The sequence below is a fragment of the Aestuariimicrobium ganziense genome (assembly GCF_015352975.1).
Taxonomy (GTDB): Bacteria; Actinomycetota; Actinomycetes; order Propionibacteriales; family Propionibacteriaceae; genus Aestuariimicrobium; species Aestuariimicrobium ganziense.
Genome location: NZ_JACYIZ010000004.1, coordinates 14,280 through 29,018, shown reverse-complemented (window position 1 = coordinate 29,018; position 14,739 = coordinate 14,280). Strand labels below are relative to the sequence as shown.

The 14,739-nt window shown below is 69.6% G+C and carries 12 protein-coding genes; 5 read left to right on the top strand and 7 right to left on the bottom strand.

The annotated features are described in order from the left end of the window. Nucleotides 1–4: 4 nt before the first annotated feature. Complete coding sequence (eccCa, locus tag IE660_RS08300; protein ID WP_203567898.1) at nt 5–4,081, bottom strand: type VII secretion protein EccCa; 4,077 nt, start codon at nt 4,079–4,081, stop codon at nt 5–7. A 166-nt stretch (nt 4,082–4,247) separates the two neighbouring features. Between eccCa and eccD the strand changes: the two genes are divergently transcribed. Further along, nucleotides 4,248–5,678, top strand: a complete 1,431-nt coding sequence (gene eccD, locus IE660_RS08295; protein ID WP_203567897.1) for a type VII secretion integral membrane protein EccD — start codon at nt 4,248–4,250, stop codon at nt 5,676–5,678. Nucleotides 5,679–5,763: 85 nt separating this feature from the next. Here eccD and IE660_RS08290 read toward each other — a convergent pair whose 3' ends face one another. The 3 genes from IE660_RS08290 to IE660_RS08280 form a co-directional block, all read right to left on the bottom strand. Beyond that, a complete protein-coding gene (locus tag IE660_RS08290; RefSeq protein ID WP_203567896.1) occupies nt 5,764–6,420 on the bottom strand; it encodes a hypothetical protein in 657 nt (218 codons plus the stop codon). Continuing rightward, nucleotides 6,417–7,595 carry a type VII secretion protein EccE gene (gene eccE, locus IE660_RS08285; RefSeq protein WP_203567895.1) on the bottom strand — a complete coding sequence of 393 codons (1,179 nt, stop codon included), beginning with the start codon at nt 7,593–7,595 and terminating at the stop codon, nt 6,417–6,419. Before eccE ends, IE660_RS08290 begins: the two co-directional genes overlap by 4 nt. 74 nt (nt 7,596–7,669) lie before the next feature. After that, the gene (locus IE660_RS08280) at nt 7,670–9,190 is read right to left on the bottom strand and encodes a DHA2 family efflux MFS transporter permease subunit (RefSeq protein ID WP_328701902.1); all 1,521 of its coding nucleotides are present in this window, start codon (nt 9,188–9,190) and stop codon (nt 7,670–7,672) included. Nucleotides 9,191–9,297: 107 nt separating this feature from the next. Between IE660_RS08280 and eccB the strand changes: the two genes are divergently transcribed. Then, nucleotides 9,298–10,698: a type VII secretion protein EccB gene (gene eccB, locus IE660_RS08275; protein WP_203567894.1), complete on the top strand. Its 1,401-nt coding sequence runs from the start codon at nt 9,298–9,300 to the stop codon at nt 10,696–10,698. 15 nt (nt 10,699–10,713) lie between these two features. Here eccB and IE660_RS08270 read toward each other — a convergent pair whose 3' ends face one another. Continuing rightward, nucleotides 10,714–11,199: a hypothetical protein gene (locus IE660_RS08270; RefSeq protein ID WP_203567893.1), complete on the bottom strand. Its 486-nt coding sequence runs from the start codon at nt 11,197–11,199 to the stop codon at nt 10,714–10,716. Between the two features lie 286 nt (nt 11,200–11,485). Between IE660_RS08270 and IE660_RS08265 the strand changes: the two genes are divergently transcribed. Further along, a complete protein-coding gene (locus IE660_RS08265) occupies nt 11,486–11,794 on the top strand; it encodes a WXG100 family type VII secretion target (protein ID WP_203567892.1) in 309 nt (102 codons plus the stop codon). Between the two features lie 48 nt (nt 11,795–11,842). Then, a complete protein-coding gene (locus IE660_RS08260; RefSeq protein ID WP_203567891.1) occupies nt 11,843–12,133 on the top strand; it encodes a WXG100 family type VII secretion target in 291 nt (96 codons plus the stop codon). Nucleotides 12,134–12,282: 149 nt separating this feature from the next. On the opposite strand, the gene IE660_RS08255 is transcribed toward IE660_RS08260, so the two are convergent. Further along, nucleotides 12,283–13,146 carry an Fpg/Nei family DNA glycosylase gene (locus IE660_RS08255; RefSeq protein WP_203567890.1) on the bottom strand — a complete coding sequence of 288 codons (864 nt, stop codon included), beginning with the start codon at nt 13,144–13,146 and terminating at the stop codon, nt 12,283–12,285. Beyond that, nucleotides 13,139–13,906 carry a leucyl/phenylalanyl-tRNA--protein transferase gene (gene aat / locus IE660_RS08250; protein ID WP_203567889.1) on the bottom strand — a complete coding sequence of 256 codons (768 nt, stop codon included), beginning with the start codon at nt 13,904–13,906 and terminating at the stop codon, nt 13,139–13,141. Before aat ends, IE660_RS08255 begins: the two co-directional genes overlap by 8 nt. 131 nt (nt 13,907–14,037) lie before the next feature. Between aat and IE660_RS08245 the strand changes: the two genes are divergently transcribed. Next, a complete protein-coding gene (locus tag IE660_RS08245; RefSeq protein WP_203567888.1) occupies nt 14,038–14,709 on the top strand; it encodes an EcsC family protein in 672 nt (223 codons plus the stop codon). The last annotated feature ends 30 nt before the right edge of the window (nt 14,710–14,739 follow it).

The following is a 14,739-nucleotide window of genomic DNA, read 5'->3' as shown; positions in this document are numbered from 1 at the left end:
CTGCTCAGCTGGCGGCGGCCTCGGCGCCGGGACCCATCCCGGTGCGGTCGGCGATCTGCACCAACACGTTGCCCGAGCGGGTGACCAGCGTGCCTCGTCCCGGCGGCAGCGGGCTGGGCCTGACGTTGCCGAACAGGGCGCCCTCGTCCTTGGTGCCGCTCATGATCAGGGCAGGGTTGATGGCGTCCTTCATCCGGGTGATCAGCGGGTCGGAGAACACGGTGCGTCCGGCGCCACCCATGCCACGGGCCATGATCAGGTGCAGGCCGACGTCCTGGGCCTGGCTGACCAGGTCGGCGAAGACCGCCATCGGGTTGCCGGTCGAGGTGGCCACCAACTCGTAGTCGTCGACCACGACGAACATGTCGGCGCCGCTCCACCACGACCGGTCACGCAACTGCTGCTGGCTGACGTCGGGGCCGGGCAGGCGGGTGCGCACCGCGTCGGCCGCGTTCTTCAGCAGCGTGGTGCTGGCCTGCTGCGAGGCGGCGTAGCCGATCAGGTGCTCCGACTCGATCTCGCCGAGCAGCGAGCGCCGGTAGTCGATGACGATGATCTTGGCTTCCTTGGGGGTGTAGCGCTCGGTGATGCCGTGCAGCAGCACCTTGAGCAGGTTCGACTTGCCGCACTCGGGAGCACCGAACACCACCAGGTGCGGGTCGGCGACCGGGTCGATGCCGACCGGGGCGAGCTCCAACTCGTCGATGCCGAACGGGATCGACCGGTTGACGCCGTCGTTGACCAACTGCGGCAGCGCGGTGAGCGGCAGGCTGGCCGGCAGCATCCGCACCTCGGCCGCGCGCGGGCCCTGCCACGCGGCGTTCATGCGGTCGATCATCGCCTTCTGCCCCGCCGCCACGTCGTCGGCCGACTCGACCGAGTCAACCCGGGGCAGTGCGATCAGGGTGTGCAGGCCGTCGGCGCTGATGCCTCGTCCGGGACGACCAGCCGGCACCAGGGCCTGGATCTTGCGGTTGATCTCGGACTCGAAGGCGTCACCGAGCTTCAACTCCAGCCGCGACTGGATGGCGTCACGGATGTGGGAGCGCATCTCGGACCACTTGTTGGTGGCGACGAACACGTGGATGCCGAAGCCCAGGCCACCGGTGGCCAGGTTGGTGATCACCTGCTCCTGCTCCTCGAACTCCTGGCGCACCGTGCTCCAGCCGTCGACGACCAGGAACACGTCGGTCGGGAACCGGTCGGCGGGAATGCTGCCGTCGCGGCGTCCCCGCCGGTAGGTGGCCATCGAGTCGATGCCGTTCTCGGCGAAGAACACCTCGCGCTGGGTGCGAAGCGAGGTCACCTCGGCGATCGTCCGGCGCACCCGGTCGACGTCGAGACGGCCACAGACCGAACCCATGTGCGGCAGGTCGCGCATCGAGGTGAGCGCACCGCCACCGAAGTCGAGGGCGTAGAAGCCGACCTCGGCCGGGGTGTGGGTGAGGGCCAGACCGGCCACGGCAGCGCGCAGCGCCATCGACTTGCCCGACTGCGGACCGCCGACCACCGCCATGTTGCCGCCGGAGCCGGAGAAGTCGATCCACATCGGGTCGCGGCGCTGGTGGCGCGGCCGGTCGATCAGCGCCACCGGGGCCCGCAGGTTGCCCAGGGCGCGAGTGTCGATCGCCTGCAGTCCTCGTCCGGGCACCTCGGTCACCCCACCGAGCAGCTGGTCCATGGTGGGCGGGGCGTCCAGCGGGGGCAGCCAGACCTTGTGCGCCGGCCAGCCGTGGCCCTTGAGCCGGTTGACGACCAGCCCCAGCAGGGTCTCCTCGTCCTCCTCCTCATCGGCCTCGACCTTGACCGGCTCGACCGGTTCGTCCTCGACGGCGACGACCACCGGCTCGGGGGCCGGTGGCGGTTCGACGACCTCGACATGGTCGGTGGTGAACGGCAGCACCGGCGGCACCCACCGGTTCTCGACGTGGCTGAGCAGCGGGTCGGCTCCTCCGGTGGACGAACTGGGCGCGCTGGGGCTGCCGTGCCACGGGCCCGACACGTAGGCGGCCTTGAAGCGCACCATGCCGACGGTGTCGAACTTGAGGTAGCCGTTGCCCGGGCCGGGTGGCAGCTCGTAGGCGTCGGGCACGCCGATGACGGTGCGCGACTCGGCCGGTGAGAAGGTGCGCAGCGCGATCCGGTACGACAAGAAGGTGTCCAAGCCCTTGAGCTTGCCCTCCTCGAGTCGCTGCGAGGCGAGCAGCTGGTGCACCGCGATCGATCGTCCGACTCGTCCGATCTGCAGGAACAGGTCGATGAACTCAGGTCGCGCGGTGAGCAACTCCGAGAACTCGTCGACCACGATGAACAGGTGTGGCATCGGCGGGATGTCGGCGCCGGCCTGGCGGGCGATCTCGTAGTCCTCGCGGTTCTTGAAGTTGCCCGCCGAACGCAGCACCTCCATCCGGCGGTCGAGCTCGCCACCGATCGCGTCCTGCATGCGGTCGACCAAGCTCATCTCGCCCTCGAGGTTGGTGATCACCGCCGAGACGTGTGGCAGGTCGTCCAACCCGAGGAAGGTGGCGCCACCCTTGAAGTCGACCAGGACGAGGTTGAGCTGCTCGGTCGAGTGGGTCATCGCCAACCCGAGCACCAGGGTGCGCAGGAACTCCGACTTGCCCGAACCGGTGGCGCCGATGCAGATGCCGTGCGGACCCATGCCGCCCTGCGCGGCCTCCTTGATGTCGAGTTCGACCGGACGACCGTCCTCGGCGTTGCCGAACGGGATGCGCAGGTGCTGGCGCAGCGGCCGGAGCTTCCAGGCCTGGCGCACGTCGAGGGTCAGCGGATCGCCCACGCCGACCATCGCCGGGTAGTCCTTGGGCGGCTCGAAGACCACCTCGGGAGCGTCCTCCTCCTCCGTGGCGGCAGCGGCCACCGGCAACCGGTAGGGCGCCATCGCCCGGGCCAGCATCTCCATGGCGACCATCGGCACCTGGTCGGGACGACCCAGCGAGGTGCGGGCGACCACGTTCTTGGGGGTGCGGCGGTGCAGGGTGACCGAGTCGGGCTTGACCTCGAGCACCGCGACCCGGTCGAGCATGCGGCGCGGCACCTGGGTCTCGCCGGTGACGTGGATGCCGACGGCGTGGGAGTTGGTGGTCTGGAACTGTGAGGCGACCACGTCGTCCACCCCGTCGACCACCACGACGATCTGGTGGGGGGCCTCGGCGCCGCCGATGTCGTGGGCGAGGTCCTGCAGGTCGTTGGCGCCGGTGGCGAACAGCCGCACGTTGCCGACGCCGTCCTTGGCGGTCGGGTGCTGCAGGTGCGGCAGCCACTTCACCCACTGCCACTTGGGCTGCTGCTCGGGCGCGGCCGCCACCATCAAGCGGATGTCGTTGGGGGCGTGCCAGGTGACGATCTGCCCGACCATGGCGTACGCGAGCTTGCGGCAGGCCTCCTCGTCGCCGACCAGACGGATCTCGCGGAAGCCGTCCAGGTTCATCGCCAAGGGCACCGACTGGACGAGCCGGTGGGTGCGGATGAAGCGACGCAGGGCCCCGGTGGTCAGGGGCTCGAGGTCTTCCAGCGGCTGCGACTCCGGCGGCGTGAGCCGCTTGGCGAACTGCTGCGGGCCGACCGAGACCCGGATCGAGGCGAAGTCGTCGTTGTCGGGACGACGCTCCCACATGCGCTTGTTGCCCACGATCGTCCACAGCGTCTCGGGGCTGGGGTGACGGAAGGCCACGGCGGCACGCTGCTGGTCGGCGGCGGTGCGCACCTGCTTGCGGGTCTGGCCGAGGTAGCGGAAGTAGTCGCGGCGACCGGCGTCGAGTTGGGCCGCCTGGTCGTCGTTGCCACGCCCGGTCTGGCTGAGCATCATGCCCAGCATCGAGATGGCGTACATGCCGCCGATGATCCCGCCGAGCGGACCACGGCCACCCATGCCGCCGCCCATCATCATCATGCCCATGGCCAGCGCGCCGGCGACCATCGGCAGCATCCGCAGCAGGTTGCCGAAGTTCTTGCTCGCCGCTGGCGGCGGGATCTCAGGCGGTGGCTCCAACAACAGATCGCCGCGCGGCATGGCCGGCGGCGTGGCCCTCTTGGGTCGGTTGAAGGTGATGACGCCCATGGAATCCTCTGGTCGGTGCCCTCCCATCATGCCCGGTGAAGGGCCCAAGGACGAGGGCAGCCGAGTGCGGCCAGCCTCGCGACGCCGCTTCGTCCACACGGGCGCGCACCCGCGACGCCCCCTCGTCCACCCGGGCCCGCACCCGCGACGCACTAGGCTGCCGTGCGTGAGCAGTGCGACAGAAGAGGACATCTCCAGGGTCACGGTGATCTCGCCGCAGCGGCGGGTCGACCTGGCCCTGCCCGGGTCGGTGACCCTGGGTGAGCTGCTGCCCAGCATCGTCAAGTTCGCAGGTTACGAGGCGTCGAACACCACTGACGCCGTGCACAACTGGGTGCTGCAGCGCTTCGGTGAGGATCCGCTGGACGCCGGGGCCCAGGTCAGCACGCTCGGCATCAACGACGGTGAGACCCTGCACCTGCGCCAGCGTGAGAACGCGATGCCCGACGCGGCCTTCGACGACGTGGTCGACGCGGTGTCGACCTCGACCGCACAGCGCCCCAGTTGGCACCCCAGGCACAGCCAGCGGATGGCGCTGGGCGTGCTGGTCATCCTGCTGCTCGGGCTGCCGATGATGGTGTTGTTCGGGCTCAACAGCCCCGACAAGGTCGCCCTGTGGGGGCGCCTGATCACTCCGGCTCCCGAGGTTTCGCTGGCGGCGGCCGCGACCTGCCTGGTGCTGGCCTTCGCCAGCGTGATCACCTCGATCTCGATCAGCCGCGCGGCCGGTGAGTACCGGGTCTCGTCCACGTTCGCGTGGGCCGCAGTGGTGCTGGCCTTCTTCGGTGGCTACGGCATGCTGTCGTCGAGCACCCCGGTGGCAACTCGGCTGACGCTGGCCCTGGCGGCGGTGCTGGTGACTGCCGCCGCCTGCGCCTTGGCGGCATCGGTGCAGGTCATGGGCCTGTTCACCGCTGCTGTCACCTCGGGCGTGCTGCTGGCCGCGACCGCCACCATGGTGCTGTTCCCCGGGCGCGAGCTCGTGGTCTGCGCGGTCGGGCTGACCGTGATGGTCGCCGTGACCTCGATGCTGCCCACCTTCAGCTACCGCCTGGCCCGGATCGCCCTGCCGGCTGTTCCCCCGGACGCGCAGGCGATGATGGCCGACGACACCCCGGTGCAGTCCGACATCGTCACCCGTGCCCTGCTGGCCGACCGCCTGCTGGCCTCGCTGCTGATCGCCACCTCAGTGACCACCCTGGTGCTCAGCCTGCCGCTGCTGCTGGGCGACGCCTCGTGGTGGACGCTGAGCCTGTGCGGGGTGGTGGCGCTGGCGATGCTGCTGCGCGCCCGCGCCTTCGTCGGGTTGCAGCAGCGGCTGTCGCTGCTGTCGGCGGGCACGCTGGTGATGCTGCTGGCGTTCTCGGTGGGGGTGGGACGACTGCCCGCGACCGTGCAACTGGCCGTGGCCGGCGCCGTGGCCGTGGTGGCCGTGCTGGTGCTCGCGGGCTACGCCACCGCCCAGTACTCCAAGATCATCACCCCGGTCTGGGGACGACTCGGCGACGTCATGGAGTGGCTGGCGATCATGGCGATCGTCCCGCTGCTGCTCGGCGTGCTCGACCTGTACGACAAGTTCCGCGCCCTGGGCGGCTGAGCCCCGCCCTGGGCCGTCGTCCCCCTGATCAGTCGAGAAATCGCTGGAGGACGACGAACTTCACGCCACCAACCGGTGCCCGACCTCAGCCGAACAGCGTGCGGTACTCGGTCGGGGTGGGCGGGAAGTCGACCCGCACCAGGCGTCGCGGCATCGCGAGCACCACGTTGCTCTGGCCCAGGTTGGTGGTCTGACGCAGCTGTGAGGGGTTGAGCAGGTAGGCGCGGCGCAGGTTCTCCTGGCCCTTGCTGTCGACACCGGCCACCAGTGCCATGTCGCAGTTGCGCAGCGCGTGCACCGCCGACCCGGTCTTGATCGACTGCACCACCGCGATCGCCTGCCAGGCCCCCATCGAGGCCTGGGTGCCGTCGAAGTTCGACGCGTCGTCGATCACCAGGCTGGGACGATAGGGGCGCCCGGCACCGGGGATCTTGTCGGCCGTGCGCAGCAGGTCGACCGTGCCGCCCTGGGCGGTGACCACGTCGGCCAGCGTGCGCCAGGGGCGATGGTCCTCGGAGATGATCGACAGGTGCGCGCCCAGGCACATCGCCCGGAAGGCGAGCAGCCACTTGGCGTAGTCGGGCACGTCCAGCAGCAGCCGGGTGCCCTGCGGACGAAACAGTCGCACCGCCAGGTCACCGCGTCCGGTGGTGCCGAGCAGCAGTCCGGACGGACCGGTGCGCACGACGGCGGACTTGCCGGTCTCGGACGCGCTCGGCGGTAGCTGCCACCCCTCGCTCATGCCACCGGCCTTCCCAACGGGACGGTCGCCAGCACCGCAGGCACCTGGGCACCTCCGGGGGCCGCCAGCTTGACGCTGCGGTCGAGCGCGGCGCTGAGGTGCTGCTGGGCCTGCTGCGCGGCCGCGGTGGTCGGCGTCACCAGCCGTACGCCGCCGGTCACCCGGCTGTCGGCATCTACGGTGTAGGAACTGACCGCGAACAGCACCGGGGTGCGGTCGAGGGTCTGCAACAGCGACTGGTAGCCCAGCGAGGTGTTGTCGCCCCAACTGCGCACCTGTCGTCCACTGTGCACCAAGCCGTCGCACGACCAGGTCGTCCAGCTCTCCGACGAACGGTCGGCGGCGTGGTCGGGGGTCGAGCCGGTGGTGAACGACAGCACCTCGTAGATCTCCATCGGGCTGAGTGCGCGGGTGATGATGCCCTGACGCTTCAGCGCGGCCTGCACCCGGTGCAACCCGAACCGCAGCGTGGCGTAGATGCCGTCGTTGCTCGCCCCGCGGCGGGCGACCGCCTCGAGGCAGAGCCGGGGGTCGAGCCGCACGCAGATCCAGGTGCGTCGCACGGCGGGGGGAACGTCTCCCCCGGACAGTTCGAGGTAGGCCTTGGCGGCGACCGAGTCGGGACGAAGCAGCGCCTGCACCGGGGCGGGCACGGTGTAGGTCACCAACTGCAACCCGGCGAAGACGATGTCGTCCTGACGGGTGAGGCCCTTGAGCGCGTCGAGGTCGACCCGCTCACCGGAGTCGGACAGCAACGCATCGTCGGTGGCCAGGGCCAGGATCGCGGTCCACGACTCACCGTCGGTGACCACGCCGACGTCGTGGCCCTGCGCCGAGCGGGTCTGGTTCACCTGGAGCCCTGGCACCCACTGGGCCAGCGGGACCAGGTCGACCGGCATGTCGCCGGGGTCGGTGACCCGCGCGCGACGGCGGCGCACGAAGCGCCACCGTGAGGCCAGCAGCGAGAGCAGGCTTCGTCCCCGCACCACGGGAAGCCCGACCACCAGCAGCAGCACCAGCAACCCGCCGGCGAGGTAGAGCCCGGTGGGACGCCACAGCAGGGCCACCAGGGCAATCACGACGAGCGCGAACTCCCAGGCCAGGGCCGTGGTCAGACCACGCAGCGTGCCCCGACGACGGGGGGCGCGGTGCGTGGTGGGCGCCGGACGAGGCATGCGGGCTGGCTCCTGGTGGCGGGTCGAGGACGAGCCCCACTCTAGGGCGTGCCGGGTCGTGGCAGTCGGTGACCTCAGCGGGCCGGAGGGCGCTGCAGGTGCTTGGAGTTCTCGTAGAACAGGGCGGCGACCAGCGCCAGCGCCACGACCGCGGCCGGCATCAGCATCGACTCAGCCATCGCCCGGGCGAAGGGCTCCCTCAGGGGGGCCGGCAGGGCTCCGGCGTGCTCGATCGGGCCACCCTGACCCGGTCCGCCTTGGCCGGCCCCGGGCAGGTGCGCGGCGAGCCGGGCCGTCATCAGCGCGGCGATGGCAGCACTGCCCATCACCGACCCCATCTGGCGGGTGGTGTTGTAGATCCCCGCCCCGGCTCCGGCGAGTTCGCGAGGCAGGTTGCGGTTGGCCGAGGTCGACAGCGGGCCCCAGACCGCCGACATGCCCAGCCCCATGGCGACGGCGACCACCATGATCAGCCAGGTCGGGCTGTCGGGACGCATCACCAGCGACAGCAGCGCCAGCGAGCCGGCGAGCACCGCCAGGCCGAGGCCGGCGACCAGCCGCGGGTGCAGACGGTCGACCAGTCGTCCGATGATCGGGGCCATCAGGATCGACACCACGGCCTGCGGGGCCAGCAGCAGGGCCGCACCCGTCGGCGACAGCCCGCGCACCAACTGGGCGTAGAGCATGAAGGGGAAGATCAACCCGGTGACCGCGAAACCGACCGCGGTCACGGCCACGTTCGACACCGAGAAGTTGCGGTCGCGGAACAGTCGAAGCGGCACCAGGGGTTCGCGCCGGTTGCGGGCCTGCCACCACAGGAACACCACCAGCAGCACGGCGCCGACGGCCAGCAGCAGCGGGATCGAGATCGGGCCCCAGAGCTGGCCCCAGTCGTAGGTTCGTCCCTCCTGGATGGCGAACACCCCACAGAACAGGCCCACCGCCGACAGCACGACACCGATCCAGTCGAAGCTGTGCGAGTGGGTCTCGAGGTTGGGGACCAACCGCCAGGCCAGGACAAGGCCGATGATGCCGACCGGCACGTTGATGAAGAAGATCCACTCCCAGCTGATCGCGTCGATCAGCAGGCCACCGGCGATCGGTCCGACCAGGGTGGCGACACCGGCCGTGGCACCCCACAGGGCCATCGCCGGTCCGCGCCTGGCCGCGGGGAAGGTGCGGGTGATCACCGCCATGGTCTGCGGCGTCATCATTGCCGCTCCGAGTCCCTGGATGACCCGGGCGATGATCAACCAGGTCAGGCTGGGTGCCAGTCCGCACAGCAACGAGGCCGCGGTGAACACCACCAGACCGACCATGTAGATGCGTTTGGGCCCGACCCGGTCACCCAGGCGCCCGGTGATCAGCAGCGGCACCGCATAGGCCAGCAGGTATGAGCTGGTCACCCAGAGCACACCGGTGACGTCGGCGCCGAAGGCCTCCATCAGCGCCGGTGTGGCCACCGACACGATGGTCGAGTCGACCAGGATCATGAAGAAGCCGAACACCATCGCCCACAGGGCGTGCCAGGCCTCTCGGGGCACCGGCTCGTCGCCGGGGTGCCCGGCCGGCTGCACGCTCTGGGGCTTGCTCACACCGCCACCGTAGAGCCCACGAGGGCGGTCGCAGCAGACGACCACGACCCGGCGTGAGGAACAATGGGGCTCGTCCGCATCGTCGAGCCACCGCAGGACAGGAACCGATGGCCACCCGCAAAGACCTGTTGAAGGCGCACAGCTTCACCACGCAGAGACTCGTGTCTGCGCTGGTGGACCGTGATCCTGACGCTGCCGTCTCGCCGTTGCGCCGGATCACCACCGCCACCTTCGTCTCGGTGCTGATCGGAGTGATCGCACTCGCGGGAACCTTCCTGATCGGCAAGTTGCGCCCTGGGCTGTCGAGCGACTGGCAGGACAGCTCGGTGGTCATCCAGGACATGGACGCCGGTGTGCTGTTCGTCTACAACGACCAGGCCAAGGCCCTGCAGCCGATGGCCAACATCACCAGCGCACGACTCAAGGTGGGCGAGGCCAGCGGCACCGCACCCCAGGTGCGCCAGGTCAGCAGCAAGCTGCTCAAGGGCACACCGCAGTTGCAGCGCCAGGGCATCCCCGGCGCCCCCTACCAGCTGCCCTCGGCCACCGACATCCAGCCGTACCCGCTGCGCAGCTGCGCGGCAGCACCCAGGCGCGTCGCCAACGGCACGACGACTCGTCCGATCACCCTCGAGATCGGTGACCTCACCGCCTCGACCGACGACGCCGCCGTGGTCGCCCAACTGCCCGACGGCACGCAGTACGTGGTCTTCCACGGCACCGCGCACAAGCTGTGGGCCGAGACCGGCGCCTCGTCCCCGTTGGTCGAGGGACTGCCGGTCGCCGAGGTGCCGCCGGCGTGGCTGGCCAGCCTGCCGCTGGGCGCGCCGATCGACCCGATCGTGGTGCCCAACCTGCGCGGCAAGCCCACGCGGGGCATCGCCGCGGGTCTGCAGGTGGGTGACCTGGCCCAGGTGGGTGCCACCGACTCCCCCGACGTGCGCCACTACATCCAGCTCGACCAGGGTCTGGCCCGGATCAGCTACCTCGACATGCGGCTGTGGGAGCACACCGCCAAGGTCGGTACCCCGCGGATGATCTCGGAGGGCGAGTTGGCCGAGGCGGTCGTCCAGGACCACATCGGCACGTCGGGGCTGCCGTGGGAGAAGCCGGTCGGTCCGTCCAGCAACGCAGGCCTGCAGGATCGTTCGGTCTGCGCGACCTACCACGGCGGCGAGCGGACGACCCCGACGATCAGCGTCGGCGTCGAGACCCCGGCCCTGCCCAACGACATCTCGATCTCGGGCACCAAGGCCGACGTGATCGACATGCCCAACCTCAGTGGCGCGCTGCTGCAGAACGACAAGCTCACCGGCACCGAGACCGCGAGCTTCCTGGTCTACCGGGGCATGAGCTACGGCATCCCGACCGGCAATGCCCGCCGTGCCCTCGGCTACGACAAGGACGTGCCGTTGGGCCGCGTGCCTGCCGGGCTGATCAGCCTGATCCCCAATGGGTTGGACGAGGGGCGTGAGCTGTCGACCGCCTCGATGACCGTGATGCCTTGATCTCAGGGCCGGGTGTCAGAAGTCGCTGGGGTTGCTCTTGCGCTGCCAGGGCAGCTTGCGGTCGATCTTGACCTGCGCCGGCGCGGGTTCGCTCTCGAGCCCGTCCTCGACCATCTCGGCGAACAGGGCGCTGACCTCGCTGGTCAACCGCTCGGTGGCGCGCTTGCGTGACTGGCCCTGCATCTGGGCGGTGAGCGCCAGCTTGCTGCGGATCCGGTCGATCCGGGCGCGACGCAGTTCGGTGGTCATCGGGTCGGGCGCCCCGTCGAGCTCGACGGCCTCGGCGATGGCGTCGAGTTGGCGGTTGAGTCGTGCCACCGGCTCGCGCTCGGCCATCCCCTGGCGTACCCCGCCGATCAGCTTGGTGACTGCCTCACCGGCGCGGTCGTCCTTGTTGACGATGTCCCACAGCTCCTTGAGCTTCTCGCCGTTGGCCACCGCGTAGTGGAAGAGGTTCTCGAGCACGGTGCGGGGCTGCTTGGCGGGGACGTTGCTGGCCATGCTTCAACTTTCTCACGCACGAACCCCCACGTTCAACGTTCGGCACTCAACCCACAGCCAACTGGCCGGTACTGCACCCCACTGAGTAATCGTGCTCAACTTCACCACACCGAACGCCTGTGACTAGGGACGATACCCCAAGTACCCTCGTCAGAGAGGTGCAAGTGACCCCTGAATTGCCTACTGTTTTTCTCAGACAGGACGCAGCGACGAGAGATCGAAGTTGCAGCCACCAGGCATCGAGGAACCCGACGCTCGATGCGCCAATCTTCGAAAGGTTTGAGTGATGTCCGGTAACCAGCAGGTCGACCGCGCTGAAATGAAGAAGGCCGCCGATCAGATCGAGGCCAAGCACCAGGCAATCCACCAGCTCCAGAGCACCCTCAGCGGGCAGATCAACAGCCTGCGCGCCGGCTGGGTCGGCAACGCTTCGGACGCCTTCTACAAGGCCTACACCCAGTTCGATGGCGAGTTCGAGAAGGTCAAGGGCGGCCTCGAGGAGATCCACGGCAAGCTCGTCGACAGCCAGATGAGCTACTCCGCGACCGAAGAGGAGCAGTCCGCGGCTGCCAACCCGATCCTCGGCATGCTCTGAGCATCCATCCACTGACCAACCACAGAACACAGATTCAGGAGAATCGACATGGGAGACTTCACTTCAGTCAACGCCAGTGCGATGGAGACCGGCATCCAGGACCTGGGCCAGGCGCACAAGGGGCTGACCAACAACCTCGACGAGCTCAAGGGCCAGCTGAGCAGCTCGCTCGCACAGTGGGACGGCGCCGCCCGTGAGGCCTACGCCGACGTGCAGCGCCAGTGGGACCAGTCGGCCGCCAAGATGAGCGAGATCGTCGCCAAGATGACCTCGGTGCTCGGCCAGATCACTGAGGGCTACGCCAGCAACGAGAGCAAGATCCGCGGCAACTGGAGCTGACCCTCCACACCGCACGCTTCCACGAGGGGCTCGATCCGCAAGGGTCGAGCCCCTCGTGCGCTTTCACTGTTGCGGGGGAGGACCCCCTGCACCCCCCACGGGGGAGGGCACCTTGCCCCCCGCCGGGAAGACCCCCTGCACTCCCCCGCCTACTTGAGCAGCTTCGACATCCGCCTGTCGGCCAGCGGCTTGCCGCCGGTCTGGCAGGTGGCGCAGTACTGCAGGGACGAGTCCGCGAAGCTCACCTCGCGCACCACGTCGCCACAGACCGGGCAGGGCTGCCCGGTTCGTCCATGCACCGCCATCGTCGCTCGCTTCGAATCCTTGAGTTCCTTGGCCTCCTTGCCACCGGCCCGCTCGACCGCCTCACGCAACACCCGACGCACCACCTCGTACAGTGCGGCCCGGCCAGCCTCGTCCAACGACGTGGCCGGGGTGAACGGACTCAACCGCGCCGCGTGCAGGATCTCGTCGGAGTAGGCGTTGCCGATGCCGGCGATCACCCGCTGGTCACGCAGCACGCCCTTGATCTGGGAGCGCCCGGCGCGATCGAGGATCGCCCCGAACGCAGCCGGTGAGAAGTCGTCGGCCAGCGGGTCCGGGCCGAGCGTGGCCACCATGGCCACCTGCTGCGGGTCGGTGACCACGTGCACCGCCAGGTGCTTCTGGGTGCCGGCCTCGGTCAGGTCGAAGCCCGACCCATCGTCGAGCACGACCCGCAGCGCCAGCGGGTTCTTGCTGGGACGAGGTGGCGCGGTGGGCACCTCGTCGCGCCAGACCAGCCAGCCGGCCCTGGCCAGGTGGAAGACCAGGTGCACGCCCTGGGCGTCCACGTCGAGGAACTTGCCGTGGCGACTGACGCCGGAGACCTCCAGTCCGTGCAGGGCATCCAGCGGTGGGGTGTGGGTCTTGAGCGCGCTGAAGGCGACCAACCAGACCCGGGTGATCGCTCGTCCGACCACGCGGTTCTCGAGGAGGCCGCGCAGGGCCTCGACCTCGGGCAACTCAGGCAACGTGCTCCCCTCTCGTCGTGTGCTCGCCCTCGAGCTGGGCGGGCAGGGCTGACAACTCCACGGCTCGTCGGGACTGGGCCGGCGATGGCCATCGTGGGCCCGGGGCGTCGAGCACCCGGTCGAGCCGCTCCAGGTAGCGCGTCCGGCTCACCTCGACCGCCCCGAGGCTGGCCAGGTGCTCGGTCACCCACTGCACGTCGAGCAGTCGGTCGAGGCCCAGGCGGTGCCGCGGCACTCCGGCCGCCAGTTCCTCGATCAGTCGGACCAGGGCCACCTTGGACGCGTCTCGTCCGCGCTCGGGGTCGTGGAACATGCTCTCACCGGCGAACAGCCCGCCCACGCTGACCCCGTACAGCCCCCCGACCAGCACGTCCTGGTCGTCCCAGACCTCGACCGAGTGGACGAAGCCCGCGGCGTGCAACTGGGTGAAGACCTCGACCACGTCGCGGTCGATCCAGCCACCCTCGCGGGCTGGATCGGCGCAGCGGCGCACCACCGCGGCGAAGGCCTGGTCGACCGAGGTCGTGTAGCGGGTCGCCGAGCGGCGCAGGCTCCGGCTCACCTTCAGCGCGGTCAGCGGCAGCACGCCACGCTGCTTGGGCGACCACCAGCCCATGTCGCCGGGCGCGCTGGCCAAGGGCATGGGGAAGACCCCCGACCGGTAGGCGGCCAAGGTGAGCGGAGCGTCGAACTCCTTCGAGAAGCCGATCAGGTCCTGGTCGGGCCACTCGCGCTCGTAGCCGAAGACGTGCGCCAACACGCCCCCAGTGTCGCACCGCCCCCTGACAACAGGCTGCGCCCACGGCGAACCGGGGGTGGCTCAGGGGATCACCCCGGTGACGGCGCACCGTCGGCGGCCTACTGTGGAAGGGAGTCTGAGGAGGCACCCCCATGGTCAACCCCGCCGACATCGGCAAGGTCATCGTCGAGGGACCCAAGCGCGGCGGCGCTGCCGCAGGTGGCGTGTTGCGCAAGGTGCTCGACCTGGCCATCGACGGCTACTCGGGTCTGCCCGGGGCCCGCGAGGCGGCCGTCACCCAGTTGCAGAAGAAGCAGGACCGCGAGGGTGCCATCGAGGCCCTGACCCGCCAGCACATCGCCATGGCCGGTGCCCAGGGCTTTGCCACCAACCTCGGCGGGCTGGCCACGCTGGCCGTCAGCATCCCCGCCAACATGGCCGGGGTGATGGTGATCCAGAGCCGGTTGGTCGCCGCCATCGCCCACCTGCGCGGCTACGACCTCAGCGACAACCGGGTGCGCAGTGCGGTGCTGATGTGCCTGCTGGGCGACGACAACGTGACCGCCCTGATCGAGTCGCACGACCTGCCGAGCACGCCGATGGGCATCGCCACCGCACCGGTGTTCGACCGTGACCTCGACAAGACCATCGCCGAGAAGGTGCTCGGCCAGTTGATGGCGCAGATGAGCGGCAAGAAGGTGAGCCTGCTGTTCGCCAAGCGGGTGCCGCTGATCGGCGGTGTCGTCGGTGCCGGCACCGATGGCTGGTCGACGCTGTCGATCGCCCGCTACGCCAGCGATCAGTTCGTCGTCCGCGGTCGCTGACGCACGTGCTGAGCGCACAACCCGGTCGAG

Bases quoted from the DNA above. Each gene is read 5' to 3' on its own strand.
- eccCa (WP_203567898.1), bottom strand. From the start codon at position 4,081: ATGGGCGTCATCACCTTCAACCGACCCAAGAGGGCCACGCCGCCGGCC.
- IE660_RS08290 (WP_203567896.1), bottom strand. From the start codon at position 6,420: ATGAGCGAGGGGTGGCAGCTACCGCCGAGCGCGTCCGAGACCGGCAAG.
- eccE (WP_203567895.1), bottom strand. From the start codon at position 7,595: ATGCCTCGTCCGGCGCCCACCACGCACCGCGCCCCCCGTCGTCGGGGC.
- eccB (WP_203567894.1), top strand. From the start codon at position 9,298: ATGGCCACCCGCAAAGACCTGTTGAAGGCGCACAGCTTCACCACGCAG.
- IE660_RS08270 (WP_203567893.1), bottom strand. From the start codon at position 11,199: ATGGCCAGCAACGTCCCCGCCAAGCAGCCCCGCACCGTGCTCGAGAAC.
- IE660_RS08265 (WP_203567892.1), top strand. From the start codon at position 11,486: ATGTCCGGTAACCAGCAGGTCGACCGCGCTGAAATGAAGAAGGCCGCC.
- IE660_RS08260 (WP_203567891.1), top strand. From the start codon at position 11,843: ATGGGAGACTTCACTTCAGTCAACGCCAGTGCGATGGAGACCGGCATC.
- IE660_RS08245 (WP_203567888.1), top strand. From the start codon at position 14,038: ATGGTCAACCCCGCCGACATCGGCAAGGTCATCGTCGAGGGACCCAAG.